The organism is Pseudomonas sp. S1(2024), assembly GCF_046557535.1.
Window position 1 is genome coordinate 32,576 of sequence record NZ_JBKGFP010000006.1, and the last position, 24,909, is coordinate 57,484.

The window sequence follows — 24,909 nt, forward strand, 5'->3', positions numbered from 1 at the left end:
CCATGATGGCCCGTAGCCCCGGATTTTCCAGCCCGGGCCACCTGCGGCGCGTTTCAGAAGGCCTCAGAGCAGCACCACATCGTATTGTTCCTGCGAATACATCGACTCCACCTGGAAACGAATGGTTCGGCCGATAAAGGCTTCCAGCTCCGCGACGTTACCGGATTCTTCATCCAGCAACCGATCGACCACCTTCTGGTTGGCCAGCACGCGGTAGCCTTCGGCCTGGTAGGCACGGGCCTCGCGCAGGATCTCGCGGAAGATTTCGTAACAGATGGTCTCGGGGGTTTTCAGCTTGCCACGGCCCTGACAGGCCAGGCAGGGCTCGCACAGCACCTGTTCCAGGCTTTCGCGTGTGCGCTTGCGGGTCATCTGAACCAGGCCCAGCTCGGTGATGCCGATGATGTTGGTCTTGGCGTGATCGCGCTCCAGCTGCTTTTCCAGAGTACGCAGCACCTGGCGCTGGTGCTCCTCGTCTTCCATGTCGATGAAGTCGATGATGATGATGCCGCCGATGTTGCGCAGGCGCAGTTGCCGGGCGATCGCGGTGGCGGCCTCGAGGTTGGTCTTGAAGATGGTCTCTTCAAGGTTGCGATGGCCGACGAAGGCGCCGGTGTTCACATCGATGGTGGTCATCGCTTCAGCCGGGTCGACCACCAGGTAGCCACCGGACTTCAGCGGCACCTTGCGCTCCAGTGCACGCTGGATCTCGTCCTCGACGCCGTACAGGTCGAAAATCGGCCGTTCGCCCGGGTAATGTTCGAGGCGGTCGGCGATTTCCGGCATCAGTTCGCCAACGAACTGCGTGGTCTTCTGGAAGGTTTCCCGCGAGTCGATGCGGATCTTCTCGATCTTCGGGTTGACCAGGTCACGCAAGGTACGCAGGGCCAGGCCCAGGTCCTCGTAGATGACCGTGGGCGCACCGCAGGTCTTGATCTGGGTGCCGATCTGTTCCCACAGGCGGCGCAGGTAGCGAATGTCCTGCAGAATCTCTTCAGCGCGTGCGCCTTCGGCGGCGGTGCGCAGGATGAAGCCACCGGCGTCCTTGATGTTCTCGCTTTCCATGCAGTCGCTGACTACCTGCTTGAGGCGCTCGCGCTCGGCTTCGTCTTCGATCTTCAGGGAAATGCCGACATGGCTGCTGCGCGGCATGTACACCAGGTAGCGCGACGGGATCGACAGCTGGGTGGTCAGGCGCGCGCCCTTGGTGCCGATCGGGTCCTTGGTCACCTGCACCACCAGGGCCTGGCCCTCGTGCACCAGGGCGGTGATGTTCTCTACCGCCGAGCCTTCGCGCTGGGATATCTCCGAGGCATGGATGAATGCCGCGCGCTCCAGGCCGATGTCGACAAAGGCCGCCTGCATGCCCGGCAGCACGCGCACCACCTTGCCTTTGTAGATATTGCCGACGATGCCCCGGCGCTGGGTGCGCTCGACATGTACTTCCTGCAGCACCCCGTTTTCCACCACCGCCACGCGCGACTCCATCGGGGTGATGTTGATCAGGATCTCTTCACTCATGGCAGGCTCTCGTCAAAGGTCTTGGGTAATGATGGATGGCGTATGCAGTGCTGGCTACCGCTGGTTTGTTACCTCTGGCGTATGCGCAAGCGATTGCCAGCAGGCAATGCCGAATTGGCCAAGCAGTTCGGCCGTTTCGCTGAGGGGCAAGCCGACCACCGCCGAGTAGCTACCGGAAAGGCCGGTGACGAACACCGCGCCCAAGCCCTGGATGGCATAGCCGCCGGCCTTGTCCGCGGGCTCGCCGCTGGCCCAGTAGCGTTGCGCTTCCTCGGCGCTGATTGCACGGAAGCGCACCTTGCTGGTGACGCACAGGCTGTGCACGCGCTGGCCATCGCTCAGGGCGACCGCGGTCAAAACCTGGTGCTCGCGGCCCGACAGGCCGGCCAGCATGGCCAGGGCATCTTCGCGGTTTTCCGGTTTGCCGAGAATACGACCATCGAGCACCACGGCAGTGTCTGCACCAAGCACCACAGCCGGGCCTTCGAGGCAGGCCAGGCCAGCGGCAGCCTTGGCCCGGGCCAGGCGCTCGACGTAGGCCGGTGCGCTTTCATCGGGCAGTGGGGTTTCATCGATGGGGGCACTGACGACGCTGAACGGCACACCGATCTGGGTCAGCAGTTCACGACGACGGGGCGAGCCGGAGGCCAGGTATAGCGGGTTCATGCAGACATCTCCCTGTCAGTCGCGGCAGCGCCGTCAGTTGATATGCAAGCGTCGGCGCAGGTCGCGCAGGGCGAAGCTGATCCACGGCCAGAGCAAGGCACTGATCACCGCCGACCAGACCAGCGCTAGGGTGGGCAGACGGTTGCCGGTCAGCGCGCTGAGCCACAGCTGGATCAGCTGGGCAATGCCGAAGATCACCAGGATCACCAGGCTCTGCTGCCACATGGGGAACATGCGCAGGCGCTGCTGCAACGACAGCACCAGGAAGGTGATGAGGGTGAGGATCAGCGCGTTCTGCCCCAGCAGGGTGCCGTACAGCACATCCTCGGCCAGGCCCAGCACGAACGCGGTGGTCATGCCGACCTTGTTCGGGACGGCGAGGGTCCAGAACGACACCAGCAAGGCCAGCCACATGGGCCGGAACACTTCCATGAACTGCGGCATGGGCGAGACGCTGAGCAGCAGGCCGATGGCGAAAGTCAGCCAGATGACCCAGCCGTTGTTGCGGCGTGATGCAGCCATCATTGCCTCCGGGTGTGAGCGGGTGCGGCAGGCGCGGTAGCCGGCGTGGCAGGTGCCGCCGCCGGAGCTGCAGGCTGAGCAGCCGGGGTTGTCGGGGCCGCTGATGTGGCCGGCGCGGCAGGGGCGCTGCCAGCTGGTGCGCCCTGCTCACCCGTCGTGGCCGGCTGGCCTGCGGCCGAGGTGCCCTTGCGGTCAGCCTCTTCCTGGGCAATGGCGGCATCGGTGGCGCGCTGTTCCGGGCTGCGTCGGTCGCTGAACACCAGCAGCATGTAGCGGCTACGGTTGAGCGCGGCGGTGGGGATGGCACGAACGATGGCGAACGGCTGGCCGGAATCGTGGATCACTTCGTTGACCGTGGCCACCGGGTAGCCGGCCGGGAACCGTTGCCCCATGCCGGAACTGACCAGCAGGTCGCCTTCCTTGATGTCGGCGGTATCGGCCACATGGCGCAGCTCCAGGCGCTCCGGGTTGCCGGTGCCGCTGGCGATGGCGCGCAGGCCGTTGCGGTTGACCTGCACCGGGATGCTGTGGGTGGTATCGGTCAGCAACAGTACCCGCGAGGTGTACGGCATCAGCTCGACCACCTGGCCCATGAGGCCACGGGCATCGAGCACCGGCTGGCCAAGGAACACGCCATCACGCTCGCCCTTGTTGATCAGGATGCGGTGAGTGAACGGGTTGGGGTCGACACCGATAAGCTCGGCCACTTCGACCTTTTCGTTGACCAGCGCCGAGGAGTTGAGCAGTTCGCGCAGGCGCACGTTCTGCTCGGTCAGGGCCGCCAGCTTCTGCAGGCGCCCCTGCAGCAGCAGGGCTTCGGTCTTGAGCTTTTCGTTCTCGGCGATCAGTTCCGTACGGCTGCCGAACTGGCCGGCCACACCTTGCCACGCACGCTGCGGCAGGTCGGTGATCCAGTACGACTCCATGAGTACCAGGCCCATCTGGCTGCGCACTGGTTTGAGCACGTCGAAGCGCGCGTCGACAACCATCAACGCGACCGACATCACCACCAGGACGAGCAGGCGAACGCCCAGCGAAGGGCCCTTGGAGAAAAGCGGTTTAATGGGCCGTTCCTCGTGGACGACTCAGGAGGTCATTGGACATGGGACAACGCACCAGCCTGGTTGCGGGTTGACGGATACGGCGCCACGAACGGGCGCCAGCCCAGCACATACAGGTAGCACTGTGCGTACTACCTGTAAACCGGGGCTCGTGAACAGCGAGCGGAATCACTCGCTGGAGAGCAGGTCCATCGCGTGCTTGTCCATCATCTCCAGGGCGCGACCACCGCCACGGGCGACACAGGTCAGCGGGTCTTCGGCGACGATCACCGGCAGGCCGGTTTCCTGGGCCAGCAGCTTGTCCAGGTCACGCAGCAGTGCGCCACCACCGGTCAGCACCAGGCCACGCTCGGCGATGTCCGAAGCCAGCTCGGGCGGCGATTGCTCCAGGGCACTCTTGACCGCCTGGACGATGGTCGCCAGGGACTCCTGCAGCGCTTCGAGCACTTCGTTGGAGTTCAGGGTGAAGGCACGCGGTACGCCCTCGGCCAGGTTGCGGCCGCGCACGTCGACTTCGCGTACTTCGCCGCCCGGGTAGGCGGTACCGATTTCCTGCTTGATGCGCTCGGCGGTGGACTCGCCGATCAGGCTGCCGTAGTTGCGGCGCACGTAGGTGACGATGGCTTCGTCGAAGCGGTCGCCGCCAACGCGGACGGATTCGGCATAGACCACGCCGTTCAGGGAGATCAGTGCGATTTCAGTGGTACCACCACCGATATCGACGACCATCGAACCGCGGGCTTCTTCGACCGGCAGGCCGGCACCGATGGCGGCGGCCATCGGCTCTTCGATCAGGAACACTTCACGGGCACCGGCACCCAGCGCCGATTCGCGAATGGCGCGGCGCTCTACCTGGGTCGACTTGCACGGCACGCAGATCAGCACGCGCGGGCTCGGCTGCAGGAAGCTGTTCTCGTGAACCTTGTTGATAAAATATTGCAACATTTTTTCGCAGACGCTGAAGTCGGCGATGACGCCGTCCTTCATCGGACGAATGGCAGCAATGTTGCCAGGCGTACGGCCCAGCATGCGCTTGGCTTCGGTACCGACGGCGACGACGCTTTTCTGGTTGCCATGGGTACGGATGGCAACAACCGAGGGCTCATTCAGGACGATACCGCGCTCACGCACGTAAATAAGGGTGTTGGCAGTACCCAGGTCGATGGACAGATCGCTGGAAAACATGCCACGCAGTTTCTTGAACATGGGAAAGTGACCCTGGGGAAAGCGTGGGTAAAAAAGTGCGGCAAACTCTAACAATGGCAGGGATTTTGGGCAAGGAGCCAATATGTTAAATTGGCTGTTTTTCCGAGCACGCCAGCAGAATTTCGCGGCCGTTAGACCGCCAGAAAGCTGACATGTTCCTCACTGCGGACCCGAATTCCGGTCTTTGTTTCCCCTGGAGATCCCCATGGCGCTTGAACGCTGCGACGTGGAAAAGATCGCCCATCTGGCCCGTCTGGGCCTGAATGATGGCGAACTGCCACGCATTACTGACGCACTGAACAGCATTCTCGGGCTGGTCGACCAGATGCAAGCGGTCGACACTACTGGCATCGAGCCACTGGCCCACCCCCTGGAGGCCAGCCAGCGCCTGCGTCCCGACCAGGTCACCGAGAGCAACCAGCGCGACGCCTACCAGGCCATCGCGCCGTCGACCGAAAGCGGTCTGTACCTGGTTCCCAAAGTCATCGAGTAAGGGATAGTGCCTGCCATGCATCAATTGACCCTGGCCGAGATCGCCCGCGGACTCGCCGACAAGTCGTTTTCCTCCGAAGAGCTGACCGGCGCCCTACTGGCGCGCATCAAGCAGCTCGACCCGCAGATCAACAGCTTCATCAGCGTCACCGACGACCTGGCCCTGGGCCAGGCGCGTGCCGCCGACGCCCGTCGCGCCGCTGGCGAAACCGGCGCGCTGCTGGGTGCCCCCATCGCCCACAAGGACCTGTTCTGCACCAACGGCATACGCACCAGCTGCGGCTCGAAGATGCTCGACAACTTCAAGGCGCCGTATGACGCCACCGTGGTTGCCAAGCTGGCTGAAGCCGGCATGGTCACCCTGGGCAAGACCAACATGGACGAATTCGCCATGGGTTCGGCCAACGAATCCAGCCATTACGGCGCGGTGAAGAACCCATGGAACCTTGAGCACGTCCCGGGCGGCTCGTCGGGCGGTTCGGCCGCGGCAGTGGCTGCACGCCTGCTGCCAGCCACCACCGGCACCGACACCGGCGGCTCCATCCGCCAACCGGCGGCACTGACCAACCTCACCGGCCTCAAGCCAACCTACGGCCGCGTGTCGCGCTGGGGCATGATCGCCTACGCCTCCAGCCTCGACCAGGGTGGCCCACTGGCCCGTACCGCCGAGGACTGCGCCCTGCTGCTGCAAGGCATGGCTGGTTTCGACGCCAAGGACTCCACCAGCATCGAAGAACCGGTGCCGGACTACAGCGCCAACCTCAATGCTTCGCTGCAAGGCCTGCGCATCGGCCTGCCGAAGGAGTACTTCGGTGCCGGCCTCGACCCACGCATCGCCGACCTGGTCCAGGCCAGCGTCAAGGAGCTGGAAAAGCTCGGCGCGGTGGTCAAGGAAATCAGCCTGCCGAACATGCAGCACGCCATCCCGGCCTACTACGTGATCGCCCCCGCTGAAGCCTCGTCCAACCTGTCGCGTTTCGATGGCGTGCGCTTCGGCTACCGCTGCGAGAACCCGAAAGACCTGACCGACCTGTACAAGCGTTCGCGTGGCGAAGGCTTCGGTGTCGAAGTGCAGCGCCGCATCATGGTCGGCACCTACGCCCTGTCGGCCGGCTACTACGACGCCTACTACGTGAAGGCGCAGCAGATCCGCCGCCTGATCAAGAACGACTTCATGGCCGCCTTCAACGACGTCGACCTGATCCTCGGCCCGACCACGCCAAACCCGGCCTGGAAGCTCGGCGCCAAGAGCAGCGACCCGGTCGCCGCCTATCTGGAAGACGTCTACACCATCACCGCCAACCTGGCGGGCCTGCCGGGCCTGTCGATGCCGGCCGGCTTCGTCGATGGCCTGCCGGTCGGCGTGCAGCTGCTGGCGCCATACTTCCAGGAAGGCCGCCTGCTCAACGTCGCGCACCGCTACCAGCAAGTGACCGACTGGCACACCCGCGCCCCCAACGGCTTCTGAGGAATTCACACATGCAATGGGAAGTTGTGATCGGGCTGGAAATCCACACTCAGCTCGCCACCCAGTCGAAGATCTTCTCCGGCAGCGCCACCACCTTCGGTTCCGAGCCGAACACCCAGGCCAGCCTGGTTGACCTGGGCATGCCTGGCGTACTGCCAGTACTGAACCAGGAAGCCGTGCGCATGGCGTGCATGTTCGGCCTGGCCATCGATGCCGAGATCGGCAAGCGCAACGTGTTCGCGCGCAAGAACTACTTCTACCCGGACCTGCCAAAGGGCTACCAGATCAGCCAGATGGACTTGCCGATCGTCGGCAAGGGCCACCTCGACATCGCCCTGGAAGACGGCACCATCAAGCGCATCGGGGTAACCCGCGCGCACCTGGAAGAAGATGCCGGCAAGAGCCTGCACGAAGACTTCAGCGGCTCCACCGGCATCGACCTGAACCGTGCCGGCACCCCGCTGCTGGAAATCGTCTCCGAGCCCGACATGCGCAGCGCCAAGGAAGCCGTGGCCTACGTCAAGGCAATCCACGCGCTGGTGCGTTACCTGGGCATCTGCGACGGCAACATGGCCGAAGGCTCGCTGCGTTGCGACTGCAACGTGTCGATCCGCCCGAAAGGCCAGGCCGAGTTCGGCACCCGCTGCGAGATCAAGAACGTCAACTCGTTCCGCTTCATCGAACGCGCGATCAATAGCGAGATCCAGCGCCAGATCGACCTGATCGAGGACGGCGGCAAGGTGGTACAGGAAACCCGTCTGTACGACCCGAACAAGGACGAGACCCGCTCCATGCGCAGCAAGGAGGAAGCCAACGACTACCGTTACTTCCCCGACCCGGACCTGCTGCCGGTGGTGATCGAGGACAGCTTCCTCGAAACCGTCCGCGCCGGCTTGCCGGAACTGCCGACGCAGAAGGTCGAGCGCTTCCAGAACCAGTACGGCCTGTCGGCCTACGACGCCAACGTGCTGGCTTCCAGCCGCGAGCAGGCGGACTACTTCGAGGAAGTGGTGAAGATCGGTGGCGATGCCAAGCTGGCTGCCAACTGGGTCATGGTCGAGCTGGGTAGCCTGCTGAACAAGCTGGGCATCGAGATCGACCAGGCGCCGGTCAGCGCCGCACAGCTGGGCGGCATGCTGCTGCGTATCCGTGACAACACCATCAGCGGCAAGATCGCCAAGACCGTGTTCGAGGCCATGGCCGCCGGTGAAGGCGATGCCGACAGCATCATCGAAAGCAAGGGCCTGAAGCAGGTCACCGATACCGGTGCGATCGACAAGATGCTCGACGAAGTGCTGGCGGCCAACGCCGAGCAGGTCGAACAGTACCGCGCAGCCGACGAGGCCAAGCGTGGCAAGATGTTCGGCTTCTTCGTCGGCCAGGCGATGAAAGCCTCCAAAGGCAAAGCCAACCCGGGGCAAGTGAACCAATTGCTCAAGGCCAAGCTCGAAGGGTGACCTGAATATGCTGCGAGGGCTTTGCCCTCGTTCGCGGGCTTGCCCGCTCACACAGATACTGCGCCGCTTACACAGGCGGTGATATACCTGTGGGAGCGGGCAAGCCCGTGAATGGCTGCACTGGAGACCTCCTGACTTGCTAAAGCGATCCCTGAGCACCCTCGCCCTCTTCTCCCTGCTGGCCGGCTGCGCCAGCCAGGACATCGACCCCGACGGTTACGACAAGACCGGCACCGCCTCCTATTACGGCTCTCGCCACCACGGCAAACGCACCGCCAGCGGCGAACCGTTCAACCAGCACGGCCTCACCGCCGCTCACCGCAGCCTGCCCTTCGGCAGTCGGGTACGGGTGACCAACCTGGCCAACCAGCGCAGCGTCGTGGTGCGCATCAATGACCGTGGCCCACATACCCGCGGCCGCCTGATCGATCTTTCACGTGCCGCCGCAGAAAAAATCGGCATGATCCGTAGCGGAACCGCGCGCGTGCGAGTACAAGGGCTTAGCGACTGACGCGACAGGAGTCCGACCATTTTCGACCTGGCTACCCTACCTACCTCCAGCCTCCTGCAACTGGGCATCGCCCTGCTGTTGCTGGTCGGCGGTGCCGAACTGCTGGTACGCGCAGCCCTGCGCCTGGCCCAGCGCCTGCACGTACGCCCGCTGATCATCGGCCTTAGCCTGGTGGCCTTCGGCAGCACTGCCCCGCAAATGACCGTGAGCCTGCAGGCCGCCTACCAGGGCGCGCCGGACGTGGCGGTGGGCAGCGTTATCGGCAGCAACATATTCAACGTATTGGTCATTCTCGGCCTGGCCGCACTGATCATCCCGCTGCGCGTGTCGCGGCAACTGGTGCGCCTGGACATTCCACTGATGATCGTCGCCAGCGGCCTGGTCTACGCGTTATCCGCCAACGGCCACCTGGGCCGGGCCGAAGGGGTGTTGCTGCTGACCGGACTGGTCGGCTACCTGGCAATGCTTTGGCACCAGTCGCGCCACTACGCCCGCACCTACCCCGCACCGACCACCGTCACCAGCAGCGCCGGGCGCTTCTGGTCGGGCACGCTGCTGCAGGTGCTGGCCGGCCTGGGCCTGCTCAGCCTGGCAGGTCACTTGTTGCTGGAAGCCGCCGTGGAGGTGGCCACCGACCTGGGCCTGTCCGAGCGCATCATCGGCCTGACTGTCGTTGCCATTTGCACCTCCCTGCCGGAACTGGCCGCTGCGCTGATCGCCGCCCTGCGCGGTGAACGGGAAATCGCCGTGGGCACAGTGATCGGCAGCAACCTGTTCAATCTGCTGGCCGTGCTGGGCCTGACCGCGCTGGTCACTCCCGAGCCGCTGTCGATCTCGCCCAACGCCTTGGCCTTCGATCTGCCGGTAATGCTGGGTGTTGCTGCGCTGAGCCTGCCGGTGTTCTATTCCGGCTACCGCATCACTCGCGCCGAAGGCCTGGTGTTCCTCTGCCTGTACCTGGCCTATGGGCTGCACGTGGCGGCGTTTACCATGGGCATGCCACTGGCCGGCCGCCTGGAGCGGTTGATGCTGTTCTACGTACTGCCGGTGCTCGCCATGGTGTTGCTGTACACCACCGCACGAGCCTGGCGCCGCCAACACTAAGGAAAACAACATGGCTGATAGCAAGAAAACCGGCGAACAGATTCGGCGCCAGGTGATGGGCGATGCATTCGTCGACCGCGCCCTGGGCAATGCCACCGACTTTACCCAGCCGCTGCAGGACTTCGTCAACGAACATGCCTGGGGCAGCGTGTGGGCCCGCGACGGGCTGCCGTTGAAAACCCGCAGCCTGATTACCCTGGCCACGCTCACGGCACTCAAGTGCCCGCAGGAGCTCAAGGGACATGTGCGCGGGGCGTTGAACAATGGCTGCACGGTGGAGGAAATTCGCGAAGCGCTGCTGCATTGCGCGGTGTATGCGGGGGTGCCCGCGGCGATTGATGCGTTCCGTGCGGCACAGGAAGTGATCGACAGTTACCAATAGGTAGCCTGTACCGGCCTCTTCGCGGACACGCCAGCTCCTACAGAGACCCTACAGGCTCTGAGACCTGTGCAGTATCTGTGGGAGCGGGCGTGCCCGCGAAGAGGCCGATACTGTGTTACTTACCTGGCCTGGCGAGCCTTCTTCATCTTGAAGGCCACCCACAGCACCAGGATCCACCCCGGAATCAGCATTACCGAGATGCGAATCGGCGGGGTCAGGTACATCACCACCAGGATCAGCACGATGAACGCCAGGCACAGGTAGTTGGTTACCGGGTGCCCCCAGCTTTTGTAGAACGGGGTAATCCCGGCCGCCAGCTTGGCCTTGCGGAACTTCAGGTGGGTGATGCTGATGCTCGCCCAGTTGATTACCAGCGCCGACACCGCCAGGGCCATCAGCAGACCAAAGGCTTCACCCGGCATCAGGTAGTTGATCAGCACGCACAGCCCGGTGGCAAAAGCCGACACACCCAGCGCGGTCAGCGGCACGCCGCTACGGCTTACCTTCAGCAACTGACGCGGAGCGTCGCCCTGGCTGGCCAGGCCGAACAGCATGCGGCTGTTGGCGTACACACAGCTGTTGTACACCGACAGTGCGGCCGTCAGCACCACGATATTGAGGATGGTCGCCACCAGGTCACTGTCCAGTTCATGGAAGATCATCACGAACGGGCTGCCACCCTGCACCACCTTCTGCCATGGGTACAGCGACAGCAGCACCGCCAGGGCACCGATATAGAAAATGAGGATACGGTACACCACCTGGTTGGTGGCCTTTGGGATGCTCTGACGCGGGTTGTCGGCCTCGGCGGCGGTGATACCCACCAGCTCCAGGCCACCAAACGAGAACATGATCACTGCCAGTGCCATCACCAAGCCGGTGACGCCGTTGGGGAAAAAGCCGCCGTACTGCCAGAGGTTGGCCACGCTGGCGTCCGGGCCGCCATGGCCGCTGGTCAGCAGCCAGGCGCCGAAGCCGATCATGCTGACGATGGCCACCACCTTGACCAGGGCGAACCAGAACTCCATCTCGCCGTAGACCTTAACCTGGGTGAGGTTGATCAGGTTGATCACCACGAAGAAGATCGCCGCCGTGGCCCAGGTGGGGAAGCCGGGCCACCAGTACTGCACGTAGATGCCCACCGCGGTAAGCTCGGCCATGCCGACCAGTACGTACACCACCCAGTAGTTCCAGCCCGAAACAAACCCGGCAAACTCGCTCCAGTACTGGTGGGCGAAGTGGCTGAAGCTGCCGGCCACGGGCTCTTCAACAACCATTTCACCGAGCTGGCGCATGATCAGGAAGGCCATCAGGCCGGCAATGGCGTAGCCCAGCAGGACGGAGGGGCCCGCCAGCTGGATGGTCTGGGCAATGCCCAGGAACAACCCGGTACCGATGGCCCCGCCCAGCGCGATCAGCTGGATATGGCGATTCTTCAGCCCGCGCTGTAACCGCTCGGGCGTGCTCTGGTCTTGCATGAAGTGTCCTTTAGCTCAGTGAGGCTGTGTTTTTGTGTTGTTTGCAGTCAAGGATCTAGATCCATCCGCCCCACTGCAAGATGAAAATACCAATGTTGGTGGTGATCGCCGCCATTAGCGTGGTAATCACGATGATCGATGCAGCCAGCTCATGGTTGCCGTTCGCCGCCCGCGCCATGACGTAGCTGGCAGCTGCAGTCGGGCTGCCGATGTACAGGAACAGGATGCCCAGCTCGGCGCCGCGGAAGCCGCATAGCCAGGCTCCGAGGGTACCCAGCAGCGGTAGCCAGACCATCTTCACCAGGCTGGCGTCGATGGCCAGCCTGCCACTGTCGCGCAGTGCCGCCATCGACAGCGTGCCACCGATGCAGATCAGCGCCAGCGGCAGGGTCATCTGCGCCAGGTAGTCGCCCGAGGTCAGCAGCCAGTTGGGCAACGGCACCTGGCCGTAGGCCATGGGCGTGGCCACCAGCACACTGATGATCAGCGGGTTGCTGAAGATGCTCTTGCAGATGCTCCACGGGTCGGATTTCAGGTCCGGGCTGTAAACCGCCAGCACCACTGCCGACAACGAGTTGTACATGAGGATGACCAGGCCGGCGAGTACCGCCCCCAGGGAGATGCCGTAGTCGCCGTAGAGACTGGCGGCCAGGGCCAGGCCGATCACGCCGTTGTTCCCACGGAATGCGCCCTGGGTATAGATGCCCCGGTCGGCCAGCGGGCTGCGCCAGATGGCCATGCCCCAGGCAATGGCGAAGCCGGCCAGGGTGGCGACGATGAAATAGAGAAGGACGCCGGGTTTGACCGCCGTGGCCAGGTCGGCGTGATAGATGCCGAGGAACAGCAACGCCGGCATGCACACGTTGAACACCAGTTGCGAGGCTACGCGGTTGAAATTGTCGTCGATCAGGCGGATACGCTTGAGCAGCACGCCCATGAACAGCATGGCGAAGACCGGGGCCGTGATGTTCAACGTCTGGATAAGAAGGGCGAGCATGCGCAAGCGATCCTGGAAGGGTTGCCGTTAGGGGGCTAATGATACGCCAACGGCCGGGACTTGCGGGGATCGTGGGGTGTTACAGAGAAATTTCTGTCAGTACCGGCCTCTTCGCGGGCTTGCCCGCTCCCACAGGTACTCCACAAGCCTCAAGACCTGTGCAGTACCTGTGGGAGCGGGCAAGCCCGCGAAGAGGTCGGTACAAGCCCTGCAGGAATCAGCGCCGGACCGGGCGCTTCTGCAGTTTGCGCTGCAAGGTCCGCCGGTGCATGCCCAGCGCCCGCGCGGTGGCCGAGATATTGCCCTCGTGCTCGTTCAGTACGCGCTGGATATGCTCCCACTGCAGGCGGTCGACCGACATCGGGTTTTCCGGCACCAGGCTGTCCAGGTCGGTGTGCTCTGACAGCAACGCAGCCAGCACATCATCGGCATCGGCCGGCTTGCACAGGTAGTTGCAGGCACCACGCTTGACCGCTTCCACCGCAGTGGCAATGCTCGAGTAACCGGTCAGGATCACCACGCGCATTTCCGGGTCCAGCTCCAGCAGCTTGGGCAGCAGCACCAGGCCGGAGTCGCCTTCCATCTTCAGGTCCAGTGTGGCGTAGTCCGGCAGGTCTTGCTGGGCCAGGATCAACCCTTCCTCGGCAGAGCTGGCGGTGCTGACGCGGAAACCGCGGCGGCTCATGGCCCGGGCCATGACCCGGGTGAAGGTGGCATCGTCATCCACCAGCAGCAGGTGCGGCAGCTCTTCGCCTTCGACCTGGTTTTCTTCGCTCATCATTCATCTCCTCGCTTGCCATAGGGCAGGCGCAGTTCGGTAAGGGTGCCACCCTGTTCATGACTATAGAGTTTCACCGAACCGCCCGCACGGGTCACGCTGGCCTTGCTCAAGAACAGGCCCAGGCCGAAGCCTTTGCCCTTGGTGGTAATGAAGGGTTTGCCGATGGCCTCGGCGATTGCCGGCGGTACGCCGGGGCCGTGGTCACGGATGCTGATGACGATGTCATGGGTGTCCCAGTCCAGGCGCACTTCAAGGTCGTCGGGGCAGGCATCGGCGGCATTGTTCAACAGGTTCAACAACGCTTGGGTCAGGTCCGGCGGCGGGGTCAGGCGCGGCACCTGGCCGTCGCGCAAGCGCTGGAAGCGGTAGCTGGCTTCCGGGCGCATCAGGTGCCAACGGTTGAGCGCCTCGTCCAGCCATGCCGTGACATCCTGCTCCACCACGGCCAGGCGGCGGTTGGCTTCGGCGGCGCGTACCAGCTGTTGCAGGGTTTCCTTGCACAGCTTCACCTGGTCCTGAAGGATCTGCAGGTCTTCCTGCAGCAACGGGTCGGCGTGGTCCTGGCGCATTTCGTTCAGCAGCACGCTCATGGTCGCCAACGGTGTGCCCAGCTCATGGGCGGCACCGGCGGCCTGGGTGGCCACGGCCAGCAGCTGCTCGTCGCGCAGGCTTTCTTCACGCCGCTCGGAACGCAGTTGCTCCTGGCGGCGCAGCTCTTCGGCCATGCGTGCGGCAAAGAAGGTGATCACCGCCGCGGCCAGGGCAATACTCAGCCACATGCCATACACCTGCATCTTGTCCCGCGCCATCGGCAGGCCTTCGAGCGGGTAGAACTGCACCAGCAGCAGGCTGTAGGCGGTCAGGGCAATGCCGGACAGGATCAGCGAATACAGCCACGGCAAGGTAACTGCGGCAATCGCCAGCGGCACCAGGTAATACGAAACGAACGGGTTGGTCGAGCCGCCGGAGTAGTACAGCAAGGCACTGTGGATCAGCAGGTCGCAGGCCAGTTGCAGGGCATATTCCAGCTCGGTGACAGGCAACGACAGGCGCAGGCGCAGGGCCGTGAAGGCGCACAGCAGCGAAGACAAGGCCAAGGTGCCGGCCAGCGACAGCCAGGGCAAAGGCAGCAGTTCGGTCCAGTAGGCGACGCCCACGGAGCCGGCCTGGGCAGCCAGGACCAGGACCCGAATGACGGTCAGGCGCCAGAGGTTCTGGCGAGTAGCAGACAGCGGTTGTACGGCGGCGAGCATGAGCTCTCCTGATGAGTGCTCCAGAAAAATCGGCTGGAGTATACCGAAGCCAGGCGCCTCGCTGCAGCGATGCGGCAAAGCGCCACACTTTGTCACAGGTTCATGATGGCACTTTTGAACCCACTACACTGTTGCCGGTCTGATGGGCCATGCGTGGAATGGATGGCCACAACCCACGCCTTATATTGCCAAGGAGTACCACATGCAAATCCCACGTCGCGGCACCGCCCTGATCCTGTCCTGCGGCCTGCTCGCCAGCCTGCCGGCGCTGGCTGCCGATGAGCCGCGCTACAATCAGGTCTCGCTGCGTGCCGAGGTCAGCAAGGAAGTGGCGCGCGACCTGATGGTCGTTACCCTGTACAGCGAAGCGCAGAACACCGACCCGGGCAAGCTCGCCAAGCAGATCACCGAAACCATGAACAAGGCCGTACAGCAGTCGCGCCAGGTCAAGGACGTGAAGATCAGCCAGGGTAGCCGCAACAGCTACCCGGTATATGACAGCAAGGGCCAGAAGATCACCGGCTGGCGCGAGCGCGCCGAGTTGCGCCTGGAAAGCGCCAACTTCCCTGCCCTGTCGCAGCTGACCGCCGACTTGCTGCAAGAGCTGAAGATGGGGGGCATGGACTTCTCCATCGCCCCGGCCACGCGCAAGGCCAGCGAGGATGCACTGCTCAAGGATGCGGTGGATGCCTTCAAGGCACGCGCGCAACTGGCTACCGAGGCACTGGGTGGCAAGGGCTACAAGGTGGTCAGCCTGAACCTCAACAGCAGCGGTTACCCGCGCCCTTACCTGCGCAGTGCGCCGATGGCGATGAAGGCAATGGGGGCTGATGAGTCGGCACCGGCGCCGGATATCGAGGCCGGGACCAGTGAAGTGAGCATGAATGCCGATGGCCTGATCGAAGTGCAGATGCCTTGAGTTCGCCGGGGGCGCATTGCGCCCCCATCGCCGGCAAGCCAGCTCCCACAGATACACCACAGGTTTCAGCCCTTGTGTTGTACCTGTGGGAGCTGGCTTGCCGGCGATGAGGTCAGTCGAAAAAGCGCAGATTCAGACATTTCCTACGCACCAATAAGGTGCTTCCTACGCCAACCCCGCCTCGAAATATCCCGCAAAAAGCCATCATTTTGCCTACGCAAACGTTTAACTTCTTCGAAAGTTATATCAATGCGACATCCATGTACGCTCGTACCACTTTTCTGGCGCCAACTATCCCTCCGCATATTGCATTGGGAACACCCCCTGCATAAGTATCCGCAGGTCGGCTCACGAGGCCACCTCAATCGAAAAATGACAACAATGAGGCCACCATGCTCAAACACGCAGTCATTCCGTTCCTGCTAGGCGCAGGCTTGCTCTCCGGCGCACCGTCGGCCCTCGCAGCGTCCAACCTGGTGTTCTGCTCCGAAGGCAGCCCGGCCGGCTTCGACCCGGGCCAATACACCACAGGGACTGACTTTGACGCCTCGGCCGAGACCGTGTTCAACCGCTTGACCCAGTTCGAACGTGGCGGCACGGCAGTCATCCCGGGGCTGGCGACCAAGTGGGAAGTCTCCGACGACGGAAAGACCTACACCTTCCACCTGCGCGAAGGGGTCAAGTTCCACACCACCGACTACTTCAAGCCCACCCGCAACTTCAACGCCGACGACGTGCTGTTCACCTTCAACCGCATGCTCGACAAGGACCACCCGTTCCGCAAGGCCTACCCCACCGAGTTCCCATACTTCACCGACATGGGCATGGACAAGAACATCGCCAAGCTGGAGAAGCTCGACGAACATACCGTCAGGTTCACCCTCAACGAAGTCGACGCCGCATTCATTCAGAACCTGGCCATGAGCTTCGCCTCGATCCAGTCCGCCGAATACGCCGACCAGTTGCTCAAGGACGGCAAGGCCGCCGACATCAACCAGAAGCCGATCGGCACTGGCCCGTTCGTGTTCAGCAAGTACCAGAAGGACGCGCAGATCCGCTTCAAGGGCAACAAAGACTACTGGCAACCTGATGACGTGAAGATCGACAACCTGATCTTCGCCATTACCACCGACGCCTCTGTGCGCATGCAGAAGCTGAAGAAGAACGAGTGCCAGGTCACCCTGTTCCCGCGCCCTGCCGACATCCAGCCGCTGAAACAGGACCCCAAGCTGCAGATGCCGCAGCAAGCCGGCTTCAACCTCGGCTACATCGCCTACAACGTGATGGACAAGGTCAAGGGCAGCAACGAGCCTAACCCGCTGGCCCAGCTGAAAGTCCGCGAGGCGCTGGATATGGCCGTGGACAAGAAAAAGATCATCGAGTCGGTCTACCAGGGCGCCGGCCAACTGGCGGTCAACGCCATGCCCCCGACCCAGTGGTCCTATGACGACAGCATCAAGGACGCGCCATTCGACCCTGAAAAAGCCAAGCAACTGCTCAAGGAAGCCGGCATCAAGGAAGGCACCGAAATCACCCTGTGGGCGATGCCTGTGCAACGCCCGTACAACCCCAATGCCAAGCTGATGGCCGAGATGCTGCAATCCGACTGGGCCAAGGTCGGCATCAAGGCCAAGATCGTCAGCTATGAATGGGGCGAGTACATCAAGCGCTCCAAAGGCGGCGAACAGGGCGCCATGCTGATCGGCTGGAGCGGTGACAACGGTGACCCGGACAACTGGCTGGGCACCCTGTACGGCTGCGACGCCATGAACGGCAACAACTTCTCCAAATGGTGCTACAAGCCCTACGACGACCTGATCAAGCAGGCCAAGGCCACTTCCGACCAGGCCAAGCGCACCGAGTTGTATCAGCAGGCACAGCACATCCTCAAGGAGCAGGTGCCGATCACCCCGATCGCCCACTCCACCGTGTACCAGCCCATGAGCGCCAAGGTGAAGGACTTCAAGATCAGCCCGTTCGCGCTGAACTCCTTCTACGGCGTCAGCGTGGACAAATAGGCTAGCCAAGGCACCCGCCGAGCTGCGGGTGCCCCGCCAACCTCGTCCCCCTCCATGTCGTCCCGCTGCCATCCGCAGCGGGGTCGGCGACCTGTTGCCGCCATTCGTACCCCGAGGCGGCGCAAACAGACGTAAAAGGACTTGCCATGCGCCATACCACCCGAGTTTCCGCCCTGCTGGCCCTGGGCCTGATCAGCCAATCGCCGGCCCTGCTGGCCAACAACCTGGTGTTCTGTTCCGAAGGCAGCCCTGCCGGCTTCGACACTGCCCAGTACACCAGCGCCACCGACAACGACGCCGCCGAACCGATCTACAACCGCCTGGTCGAGTTCGAACGCGGCGGCACTGCCGTGCACCCTGCCCTGGCGACCCGCTGGGAGGTGTCCGAAGATGGCCTGCGCTACACCTTCCACCTGCGCGAAGGGGTGAAGTTCCACAGCAACAAGGCCTTTGCACCGAGCCGCGACTTCAACGCCGACGACGTGCTGTTCACCTTCAACCGCATGCTCGACAAGAACCACCCGTTCCGCCAGGCCTACCCGACCGAGTTCCCCTATTTCATCAGCATGGGCCTGGACAAGAACATCGCCCGTGTCGAAAAGACCGGTCCACTGACCGTGGTGTTCACCCTGAACAAGGTCGATGCCGCGTTCATCCAGAACCTGGCCATGAGCTTCGCCTCGATCCTCTCTGCCGAATACGCCGAACAGTTGATGACCAGCGGGCGCCCCAGCGACATCAACCAGCAACCGATCGGCACCGGCCCGTTCGTGTTCCAGCGTTATCAGAAGGATTCGCAGATCCGCTACAAGGGCAACAAGGCCTATTGGTCACCGCAGGACGTGAAGATCGACAACCTGGTGTTCTCGATCAACATCGACCCTTCGGTGCGCATCCAGAAGCTGCGCCGCAACGAATGCCAGGTCACCCTGAACCCGCGCCCCGCAGACCTCCCTGCGCTCAAGGCCGACAGCAAACTGCAGGTGCTGCAACAGCCTGGCTTCAACCTCGGCTATATCGCCTACAACACTCAACACCCACCGTTCGACCGGTTGGAAGTGCGCCAGGCAATGGATATGGCAGTGAACAAGCAGGCGATCATCCAGGCTGTGTATCAGGATTCCGGCCAGCTGGCAGTCAACGCCATGCCGCCAACCCAATGGTCCTATGACGACAGCATCAAGGACGCCCCCTTCGATCCGGAAAAGGCCAAACAGCTACTGCAGCAGGCCGGAGTCAAGCCGGGCACCGAGATCACCCTGTGGGCCATGCCGGTGCAGCGCCCGTACAACCCAAACGCCAAGCTGATGGCGGAAATGCTCCAGGCCGACTGGAGCAAGCTCGGCTTCAAGGTGCGCATTGTCAGCTATGAATGGGGCGAGTACCTCAAGCGCATGAAAAGCGGCGAGCACGATATCGCCCTGATCGGCTGGACCGGGGACAACGGTGACCCGGACAACTGGCTGGGCACCCTCTACAACTGCGATGCCATCGGCAGCAACAACTACTCGCTGTGGTGCGATCCGCAGTACGACAGCCTGGTCAAGCAGGCCAAGCAGGTCACCGACCGCGCGCAGCGCACCGCCCTGTACCAGCAGGCCCAGCAGCGGCTCAAGCAGCAGGTGCCGATTACCCCGGTGGCACATTCAACGGTCAACCAACCGCTGAGCATCAAGGTTTCCGAATTCAAGGTCAGCCCTTTCGGGCGCAACGATTTTTCCGGTGTGAGTGTTGATTGAGCATTAGCCGGTACCGGCCTCTTCGCGGGTAAACCCGCTCCCACAGTGTTCTCCTCAGGTTCACGAAACCTGTGGGAGCGGGCGCGCCCGCGAAGAGGCCGGCACAGCCAACACAACGCCCCGATTCTGCCCGGTGACCCCGGGCAACCCTGGCAACACCGCAGCAAGAAGCCCGGCCCACAAGGCCAGGCAATAACTAGAAGAACAGAAAGGGAGCTTTAACCTTGAGACTATTCACCTTGACCGCACTGGCTTTATCCATCAGTGCCTTATCCACCGTGACCCAGGCCGACCCGCAAAGCCAGGAATACGTGCCCATCACACTAAAAGGCAGCAGCGAGCAGGAGCAGGCCAGCGGCTTCGTCGACGGCCAGAGCCTGTCCGGCAGCACCCGCAACTGGTATGCCCGCGAGCGCGCCACACGCGCCCCGCTGTGGAAGTACTACAAGAGCGACGGCACCCGCCACGACACCCACAGCCGCGAGAACTGGGTGCAGGGCACCATCCTCAACTACAGCTCCGGTTTCACCCAGGGCACCGTCGGCTTCGCCGTCGAAGCCGCCGGTTACAATGCCATCGCCCTGCTGCAGAACCGCGAGGACGTCGCCGGCCCCAACAACCGCACCCTGACCCACAGCGACGGCGACCCGGTCGGCCAGTGGAGCAAGATGGGCCTGGCCAACGTCAAGGCGCGGGTGTCCAACACCACCCTCACCGTCGGCCGCCAATCGGTGGACACGCCGATGATCGCCTACATCGGCAACCGCGCCCTGCCCTCGAGTTTCCAGGGCGCGTTCCTGCACAGTGCCGAATTCGACAACCTGAGCTTCGACCTGGGCACCTTCGACCGCGTCTCGCCACGTACCGAACAGAGCCTCAGCAAGTTCCGCACCGAGTACAGTGCCACTGGCGTGGAAACCGACCGCGCCAGCACCGCCGGCATCAACTACCAGCCGTTCAAGAGCCTGAGCACCAGCCTGTACGCCACCAAGGTCGACGACTTCTGGAACCAGTACTACTTCGGCGCCAACCACGTGCTCGGCGACAGCGCAGTGCTCAGCCTGAGCACCGGCCTGAACTACTACAAGACCGTCGACGCCGGCAGCAAGAAGATGGGCGAGATCGACAACGACACCTACAGCCTGTCGTTCGGCCTGACCCACCAGGCCCACACCCTCAGCGCCTCCTGGCAGCAGGTCAACGGCAACGAGTACTTCGACTACCTGCACGAAACCAACGGCATCTACCTGGCCAACTCGCTGCTGTCGGACTTCAACGGCCCCAACGAGAAATCGCTGCAGATTTCCTACGTGCTGAACATGGCGCCGTACGGCGTGCCGGGCCTGAAGTTCAACCTGTACAACGCCCGCGGCTGGGGCATCGATGGTACCCATTACCGCGGTACCGCCTACGACGTGAACGGCCTGGATGGCGAAACCCACTACGAGTGGGGCTTCGGCACCAGCTACGCGGTACAGAGCGGGCCATTGAAAGACACCAGCATCCGTGCCACCTACACCGCGCACCGCGCCAGCAAGGCCCAGGGCGATGGCAGCCTGGATGAGTTCCGGGTGGTTACCACCATTCCATTCAACATTCTCTGACCGCCGGCGCCACGGCCTGCTTCGCTGCGGGCCGTGGCGGCTACGCTGGAATCAATGCAAGCAGGGAGTTTCAACCCATGCAGAGAGCTTTCATGAAATCGCGGCCACTGCGCCTGGCCCTGGCCGCACTGCTTCTGGGCGGTGCCACGCAACTGGCGGCCAAACCATTGGTGGTGTGCACCGAAGCCAGCCCGGAAGGGTTCGACATCGTCCAGTACACCACTGCGGTCACCGCCGATGCCTCGGCCGAGACGGTGTTCAATCGCCTGGTCGACTTCAAGCCCGGTACCACCGAAGTCCAGCCGGCCCTGGCCGAGCGTTGGGACATTTCAGCCGATGGCCTGACCTACACCTTCCATCTGCGCCAGGGCGTGAAGTTCCACACTACCGACTACTTCAAGCCGACCCGCGACTTCAACGCCGATGACGTCCTGTGGAGCCTCAATCGCCAGCTCGATCCGAACCATCCATGGCATGACAAGACCAGCGTCGGATACCCGTACTTCGAGAGCATGGGCTTCAAGGACCTGCTCAAGTCGGTCAGCAAGGCCGACGAGCACACCGTGGTGATTACCCTTACCCGACCGGAAGCGCCGTTCCTGCGCGACATGGCCATGGGCTTCACCTCGATCTACTCCGCCGAATACGGCGACCAGTTGCTCAAGGCTGGCAAGGCTGCCGAGTTGAACAGCAAGCCGATCGGCACCGGCCCGTTCATCTTCCAGCGTTACAACAAGGATGCCCAGGTTCGCTTCAAGCCCAACCCGGACTATTTCCGCGGCAAGCCACCGGCCGATGCGCTGGTCTTCGCCATCGCTACCGACAGCAATGTGCGCCTGCAGAAACTGCGCGCCAACGAGTGCCAGGTAGCGCTCTATCCCAAGCCCGATGACGTGCCGTCGATCAAGCAGGACCCGAAACTCAAGGTCGAGGAGATCGAGGCCTTGGTCACCGGTTACATCTCGATGAACACCGAACACAAATACCTGAGCGACGTTCGCGTGCGCAAAGCCATCAACATGGCCTTCGACCGCCAGACCCATGTCGACCAGTTGTTCGGCAAAGGCAACGCATTGGTCGGCGTGAACCCGTACCCGCCGACCATGATTGGCTACAACAACGAGAACAGAAACCCACCCCGCGACCTGGCCAAGGCGCGCGATCTGCTCAAGCAGGCGGGCGTGCCCGAAGGTACGGTAATCACCCTGTTCACGCGCAACGGCGGCGGCCCGACCAACCCCAACCCGCGCTTGTCTGCCGAGATGCTGCAGGCTGACCTCAAGCAGATCGGACTGAAGCTGGACATCCGCGTGATGGAGTGGGCCGAAATGCTGCGCCGGGCCAAGAAGGGCGAGGCCGACCTGGTGTCCACCGGCTGGGCCGGCGACAACGGCGACCCGGACAATTTCCTCAGCCCGCTGCTCAGTTGCGATGCCGCCAAAAGCGGTGAGAACTATGCACGCTGGTGCAACCCCAAGTTCCAGGAGCTGATCAGCCGCGCCCGCGAAGTGATCGACAACGACGAGCGTGCAAGGCTCTATAACGAGGCATTGAAAGTGTACGATGACGAACAACCCTGGATCAGCATGGCCCATCCGAAGATGTTCACCGCCATGCGTGACAACGTGGAGGGCTACGTGATCAACCCTCTGAACAACAACAACTTCGCCACCACCAAGGTGAAGTAGAACAACAACGACCGCCGGCAACCCACACGGGAACCGGCGGCACCACCGTAGCGGGCTGATCGCCCCACGGCCTGATGAGGTAACCCCGACAATGTTGAGCTTTATTGCCCGGCGCCTTGGCCTGCTGATACCGACCTTTTTCGGCATCACCTTGCTGACCTTCGCGCTCATACGCCTGATCCCCGGCGACCCGGTGGAAGTGATGATGGGCGAGCGCAGGGTCGACCCCGAAATGCATGCCCAGGCCATGGAGCGCCTGGGGTTGAACAAGCCGCTGCCGGTACAGTACCTGGACTACGTCGGCAAGCTGGCCCAGGGTGACCTCGGTGAATCGCTGCGTACCCGCGAGAGCGTGTGGAGCGAGTTCCTCACCCTGTTCCCGGCCACACTCGAACTGGCCTTCGCCGCCCTGCTGTTCGCTGGCATCGTCGGCCTGCTGGCCGGGGTGATCGCCGCGCTCAAACGTGGTTCGCTGTTCGACCACGGGGTGATGGGCATTTCGCTGGCGGGTTATTCGATGCCGATCTTCTGGTGGGGCCTGATCCTGATCATGTTCTTCTCGGTAAGCCTGGGCTGGACCCCGGTGTCCGGGCGCATCGACCTGCTCTACGACATCGAGCCGAAGACCGGCTTCATGCTCATCGACACCCTGCTCAGCGACGAGGAAGGTGCGTTCAAGGACGCGGTGATGCACCTGATCCTGCCGGCCATCGTGCTCGGCACCATCCCGCTGGCGGTGATTGCCCGCATGACCCGCTCGTCGATGCTCGAAGTGCTGCGCGAGGACTACATCCGCACCGCCCGCGCCAAAGGCCTGTCGCCGGCCCGCGTGGTGTTCGTGCACGGCCTGCGCAACGCGCTGATCCCGGTACTGACCGTATTCGGCCTGCAGGTCGGCACGTTGCTGGCCGGTGCGGTGCTGACCGAAACCATCTTTTCCTGGCCGGGCATCGGCAAGTGGCTGATCGAAGCCATCGGTGCCCGTGACTACCCCGTGGTCCAGAACGGCATCCTGTTGATCGCCTGCCTGGTGATCCTGGTCAACTTCGTCGTGGATATCCTCTACGGCCTGGCCAACCCACGCATCCGTCATCAGCGCTGAGGCCTTCGCCATGACAAGCCCGATTCCGAAATCCGTCACGCCGGCCAGCCCGGTGGACCAGAGCCTGCTCTACCCCTCGCCATACAAAGAATTCTGGCAAGCCTTCGCCCGCAACAAAGGCGCGGTGATGGGCCTGGCCTTCATGTGCCTGGTGGTGTTCTGCGCGCTATTCGCGCCGTGGGTCGCCCCGCACGACCCGAGCGAGCAGTACCGCGAATTCCTGCTGACCCCACCGGTGTGGCTCGAAGGTGGCAGCTGGCAGTTCATCCTCGGCACCGACGAGCTGGGCCGCGACCTGCTTTCGCGGCTGATCCAGGGCGCGCGGCTGTCGCTGCTGATCGGCCTGTCGTCGGTGGTGATGTCGCTGATCCCTGGCATCCTGCTGGGCCTGCTAGCCGGTTTCTTCCCGCAACTGCTCGGCCCGTCGATCATGCGCCTGATGGACGTGATGCTGGCCCTGCCCTCGCTGCTGCTGGCAGTGGCCATCGTCGCCATCCTCGGCCCAGGCCTGATCAACACCGTGATCGCCATCGCCATCGTGTCGTTGCCATCCTACGTGCGCCTGACCCGCGCCGCCGTGATGGGCGAGCTGAACCGCGACTACGTCACCGCCGCACGCCTGGCTGGTGCCGGGCTGCCACGGCTGATGTTCGTCACCGTGCTGCCCAACTGCATGGCACCGCTGATCGTGCAGGCCACCCTCAGCTTCTCCTCGGCCATCCTCGACGCCGCCGCCCTGGGCTTCCTTGGCCTTGGCGTACAGCCGCCGACCCCGGAGTGGGGCACCATGCTGGCTTCGGCCCGTGACTACATCGAGCGCGCCTGGTGGGTGGTGAGCCTGCCCGGCCTGACCATTCTGCTCAGTGTGCTGGCAATCAACCTGATGGGCGACGGCCTGCGCGATGCGCTGGACCCGAAACTCAAGAACGCCGCCTGAGGA

At 63.1% G+C, this 24,909-nt stretch carries 22 protein-coding genes; 13 read left to right on the top strand and 9 right to left on the bottom strand.

The genetic code is table 11. The features are described 5' to 3' along the window. Positions 1-63: 63 nt before the first annotated feature. From rng to mreB, 5 genes are all read right to left on the bottom strand, one after another. On the bottom strand, positions 64-1,521 hold the full coding sequence (gene rng / locus ACLCGK_RS04645; RefSeq protein WP_013971067.1) for a ribonuclease G: 1,458 nt from the start codon (positions 1,519-1,521) through the stop codon (positions 64-66). A 54-nt stretch (positions 1,522-1,575) separates the two neighbouring features. Next, complete coding sequence (locus ACLCGK_RS04650) at positions 1,576-2,187, bottom strand: Maf family protein (protein ID WP_410951382.1); 612 nt, start codon at positions 2,185-2,187, stop codon at positions 1,576-1,578. A gap of 33 nt (positions 2,188-2,220) precedes the next feature. After that, positions 2,221-2,709: a rod shape-determining protein MreD gene (gene mreD / locus ACLCGK_RS04655; RefSeq protein WP_015269051.1), complete on the bottom strand. Its 489-nt coding sequence runs from the start codon at positions 2,707-2,709 to the stop codon at positions 2,221-2,223. Further along, positions 2,709-3,713 carry a rod shape-determining protein MreC gene (gene mreC / locus ACLCGK_RS04660; RefSeq protein WP_410951383.1) on the bottom strand — a complete coding sequence of 335 codons (1,005 nt, stop codon included), beginning with the start codon at positions 3,711-3,713 and terminating at the stop codon, positions 2,709-2,711. Before mreC ends, mreD begins: the two co-directional genes overlap by 1 nt. A 225-nt stretch (positions 3,714-3,938) precedes the next feature. After that, the gene (gene mreB / locus ACLCGK_RS04665) at positions 3,939-4,976 is read right to left on the bottom strand and encodes a rod shape-determining protein MreB (protein ID WP_003255163.1); all 1,038 of its coding nucleotides are present in this window, start codon (positions 4,974-4,976) and stop codon (positions 3,939-3,941) included. A gap of 205 nt (positions 4,977-5,181) precedes the next feature. Between mreB and gatC the strand changes: the two genes are divergently transcribed. The 6 genes from gatC (at position 5,182) to ACLCGK_RS04695 (ending at position 10,390) form a co-directional block, all read left to right on the top strand. After that, complete coding sequence (gene gatC / locus ACLCGK_RS04670) at positions 5,182-5,469, top strand: Asp-tRNA(Asn)/Glu-tRNA(Gln) amidotransferase subunit GatC (RefSeq protein ID WP_003255165.1); 288 nt, start codon at positions 5,182-5,184, stop codon at positions 5,467-5,469. A 15-nt stretch (positions 5,470-5,484) separates the two neighbouring features. Beyond that, on the top strand, positions 5,485-6,936 hold the full coding sequence (gene gatA / locus ACLCGK_RS04675; RefSeq protein WP_410951384.1) for an Asp-tRNA(Asn)/Glu-tRNA(Gln) amidotransferase subunit GatA: 1,452 nt from the start codon (positions 5,485-5,487) through the stop codon (positions 6,934-6,936). A gap of 11 nt (positions 6,937-6,947) precedes the next feature. Then, positions 6,948-8,393, top strand: a complete 1,446-nt coding sequence (gene gatB, locus ACLCGK_RS04680; RefSeq protein WP_013971062.1) for an Asp-tRNA(Asn)/Glu-tRNA(Gln) amidotransferase subunit GatB — start codon at positions 6,948-6,950, stop codon at positions 8,391-8,393. Between the two features lie 136 nt (positions 8,394-8,529). Beyond that, the gene (locus ACLCGK_RS04685) at positions 8,530-8,904 is read left to right on the top strand and encodes a septal ring lytic transglycosylase RlpA family protein (protein ID WP_038408756.1); all 375 of its coding nucleotides are present in this window, start codon (positions 8,530-8,532) and stop codon (positions 8,902-8,904) included. Between the two features lie 60 nt (positions 8,905-8,964). Then, the gene (locus ACLCGK_RS04690) at positions 8,965-10,008 is read left to right on the top strand and encodes a calcium/sodium antiporter (protein ID WP_039612734.1); all 1,044 of its coding nucleotides are present in this window, start codon (positions 8,965-8,967) and stop codon (positions 10,006-10,008) included. Between the two features lie 10 nt (positions 10,009-10,018). Beyond that, positions 10,019-10,390 (top strand): carboxymuconolactone decarboxylase family protein, encoded by a 372-nt coding sequence (locus tag ACLCGK_RS04695; RefSeq protein WP_046615782.1) that lies wholly within the window; start codon positions 10,019-10,021, stop codon positions 10,388-10,390. Between the two features lie 119 nt (positions 10,391-10,509). Here ACLCGK_RS04695 and ACLCGK_RS04700 read toward each other — a convergent pair whose 3' ends face one another. The 4 genes from ACLCGK_RS04700 to ACLCGK_RS04715 all read right to left on the bottom strand — a co-directional run bounded on the left by ACLCGK_RS04700 (position 10,510) and on the right by ACLCGK_RS04715 (position 14,899). Next, the gene (locus tag ACLCGK_RS04700) at positions 10,510-11,868 is read right to left on the bottom strand and encodes an amino acid permease (protein ID WP_013971058.1); all 1,359 of its coding nucleotides are present in this window, start codon (positions 11,866-11,868) and stop codon (positions 10,510-10,512) included. 55 nt (positions 11,869-11,923) lie between these two features. Then, on the bottom strand, positions 11,924-12,865 hold the full coding sequence (locus ACLCGK_RS04705) for an AEC family transporter (protein WP_015269046.1): 942 nt from the start codon (positions 12,863-12,865) through the stop codon (positions 11,924-11,926). Between the two features lie 217 nt (positions 12,866-13,082). Beyond that, on the bottom strand, positions 13,083-13,643 hold the full coding sequence (locus tag ACLCGK_RS04710; RefSeq protein WP_015269045.1) for a response regulator transcription factor: 561 nt from the start codon (positions 13,641-13,643) through the stop codon (positions 13,083-13,085). Then, entirely contained in the window at positions 13,643-14,899 is a 1,257-nt protein-coding gene (locus ACLCGK_RS04715; RefSeq protein WP_003257889.1) for an ATP-binding protein, read from the bottom strand. The genes ACLCGK_RS04710 and ACLCGK_RS04715 overlap by 1 nt, the downstream gene beginning before the upstream one ends. A gap of 202 nt (positions 14,900-15,101) precedes the next feature. Here ACLCGK_RS04715 and ACLCGK_RS04720 point away from each other — a divergent pair, with 202 nt between their 5' ends. The 7 genes from ACLCGK_RS04720 to ACLCGK_RS04750 all read left to right on the top strand — a co-directional run bounded on the left by ACLCGK_RS04720 (position 15,102) and on the right by ACLCGK_RS04750 (position 24,906). After that, positions 15,102-15,818, top strand: a complete 717-nt coding sequence (locus ACLCGK_RS04720) for an SIMPL domain-containing protein (RefSeq protein ID WP_015269044.1) — start codon at positions 15,102-15,104, stop codon at positions 15,816-15,818. Between the two features lie 392 nt (positions 15,819-16,210). Further along, complete coding sequence (locus tag ACLCGK_RS04725; protein WP_013971054.1) at positions 16,211-17,836, top strand: ABC transporter substrate-binding protein; 1,626 nt, start codon at positions 16,211-16,213, stop codon at positions 17,834-17,836. 146 nt (positions 17,837-17,982) lie between these two features. Further along, entirely contained in the window at positions 17,983-19,575 is a 1,593-nt protein-coding gene (locus tag ACLCGK_RS04730; protein ID WP_054573151.1) for an ABC transporter substrate-binding protein, read from the top strand. Between the two features lie 224 nt (positions 19,576-19,799). Further along, on the top strand, positions 19,800-21,179 hold the full coding sequence (locus ACLCGK_RS04735; protein ID WP_061551942.1) for an OprD family porin: 1,380 nt from the start codon (positions 19,800-19,802) through the stop codon (positions 21,177-21,179). A 77-nt stretch (positions 21,180-21,256) separates the two neighbouring features. Next, complete coding sequence (locus ACLCGK_RS04740; RefSeq protein WP_410951385.1) at positions 21,257-22,867, top strand: ABC transporter substrate-binding protein; 1,611 nt, start codon at positions 21,257-21,259, stop codon at positions 22,865-22,867. Positions 22,868-22,958: 91 nt separating this feature from the next. Beyond that, positions 22,959-23,969 (top strand): ABC transporter permease subunit, encoded by a 1,011-nt coding sequence (locus ACLCGK_RS04745; protein ID WP_012316108.1) that lies wholly within the window; start codon positions 22,959-22,961, stop codon positions 23,967-23,969. A gap of 10 nt (positions 23,970-23,979) precedes the next feature. Continuing rightward, positions 23,980-24,906 carry an ABC transporter permease subunit gene (locus tag ACLCGK_RS04750; RefSeq protein WP_015269040.1) on the top strand — a complete coding sequence of 309 codons (927 nt, stop codon included), beginning with the start codon at positions 23,980-23,982 and terminating at the stop codon, positions 24,904-24,906. Positions 24,907-24,909 lie beyond the last annotated feature (3 nt).

Coding starts and splice junctions, on each gene's coding strand:
- rng (WP_013971067.1), bottom strand. CDS start 1,521: ATGAGTGAAGAGATCCTGATCAACATCACCCCGATGGAGTCGCGCGTG.
- ACLCGK_RS04650 (WP_410951382.1), bottom strand. CDS start 2,187: ATGAACCCGCTATACCTGGCCTCCGGCTCGCCCCGTCGTCGTGAACTG.
- mreD (WP_015269051.1), bottom strand. CDS start 2,709: ATGGCTGCATCACGCCGCAACAACGGCTGGGTCATCTGGCTGACTTTC.
- mreC (WP_410951383.1), bottom strand. CDS start 3,713: ATGTCGGTCGCGTTGATGGTTGTCGACGCGCGCTTCGACGTGCTCAAA.
- mreB (WP_003255163.1), bottom strand. CDS start 4,976: ATGTTCAAGAAACTGCGTGGCATGTTTTCCAGCGATCTGTCCATCGAC.
- gatC (WP_003255165.1), top strand. CDS start 5,182: ATGGCGCTTGAACGCTGCGACGTGGAAAAGATCGCCCATCTGGCCCGT.
- gatA (WP_410951384.1), top strand. CDS start 5,485: ATGCATCAATTGACCCTGGCCGAGATCGCCCGCGGACTCGCCGACAAG.
- gatB (WP_013971062.1), top strand. CDS start 6,948: ATGCAATGGGAAGTTGTGATCGGGCTGGAAATCCACACTCAGCTCGCC.
- ACLCGK_RS04695 (WP_046615782.1), top strand. CDS start 10,019: ATGGCTGATAGCAAGAAAACCGGCGAACAGATTCGGCGCCAGGTGATG.
- ACLCGK_RS04700 (WP_013971058.1), bottom strand. CDS start 11,868: ATGCAAGACCAGAGCACGCCCGAGCGGTTACAGCGCGGGCTGAAGAAT.
- ACLCGK_RS04705 (WP_015269046.1), bottom strand. CDS start 12,865: ATGCTCGCCCTTCTTATCCAGACGTTGAACATCACGGCCCCGGTCTTC.
- ACLCGK_RS04710 (WP_015269045.1), bottom strand. CDS start 13,643: ATGAGCGAAGAAAACCAGGTCGAAGGCGAAGAGCTGCCGCACCTGCTG.
- ACLCGK_RS04715 (WP_003257889.1), bottom strand. CDS start 14,899: ATGCTCGCCGCCGTACAACCGCTGTCTGCTACTCGCCAGAACCTCTGG.
- ACLCGK_RS04720 (WP_015269044.1), top strand. CDS start 15,102: ATGCAAATCCCACGTCGCGGCACCGCCCTGATCCTGTCCTGCGGCCTG.
- ACLCGK_RS04725 (WP_013971054.1), top strand. CDS start 16,211: ATGCTCAAACACGCAGTCATTCCGTTCCTGCTAGGCGCAGGCTTGCTC.
- ACLCGK_RS04730 (WP_054573151.1), top strand. CDS start 17,983: ATGCGCCATACCACCCGAGTTTCCGCCCTGCTGGCCCTGGGCCTGATC.
- ACLCGK_RS04740 (WP_410951385.1), top strand. CDS start 21,257: ATGCAGAGAGCTTTCATGAAATCGCGGCCACTGCGCCTGGCCCTGGCC.
- ACLCGK_RS04745 (WP_012316108.1), top strand. CDS start 22,959: ATGTTGAGCTTTATTGCCCGGCGCCTTGGCCTGCTGATACCGACCTTT.
- ACLCGK_RS04750 (WP_015269040.1), top strand. CDS start 23,980: ATGACAAGCCCGATTCCGAAATCCGTCACGCCGGCCAGCCCGGTGGAC.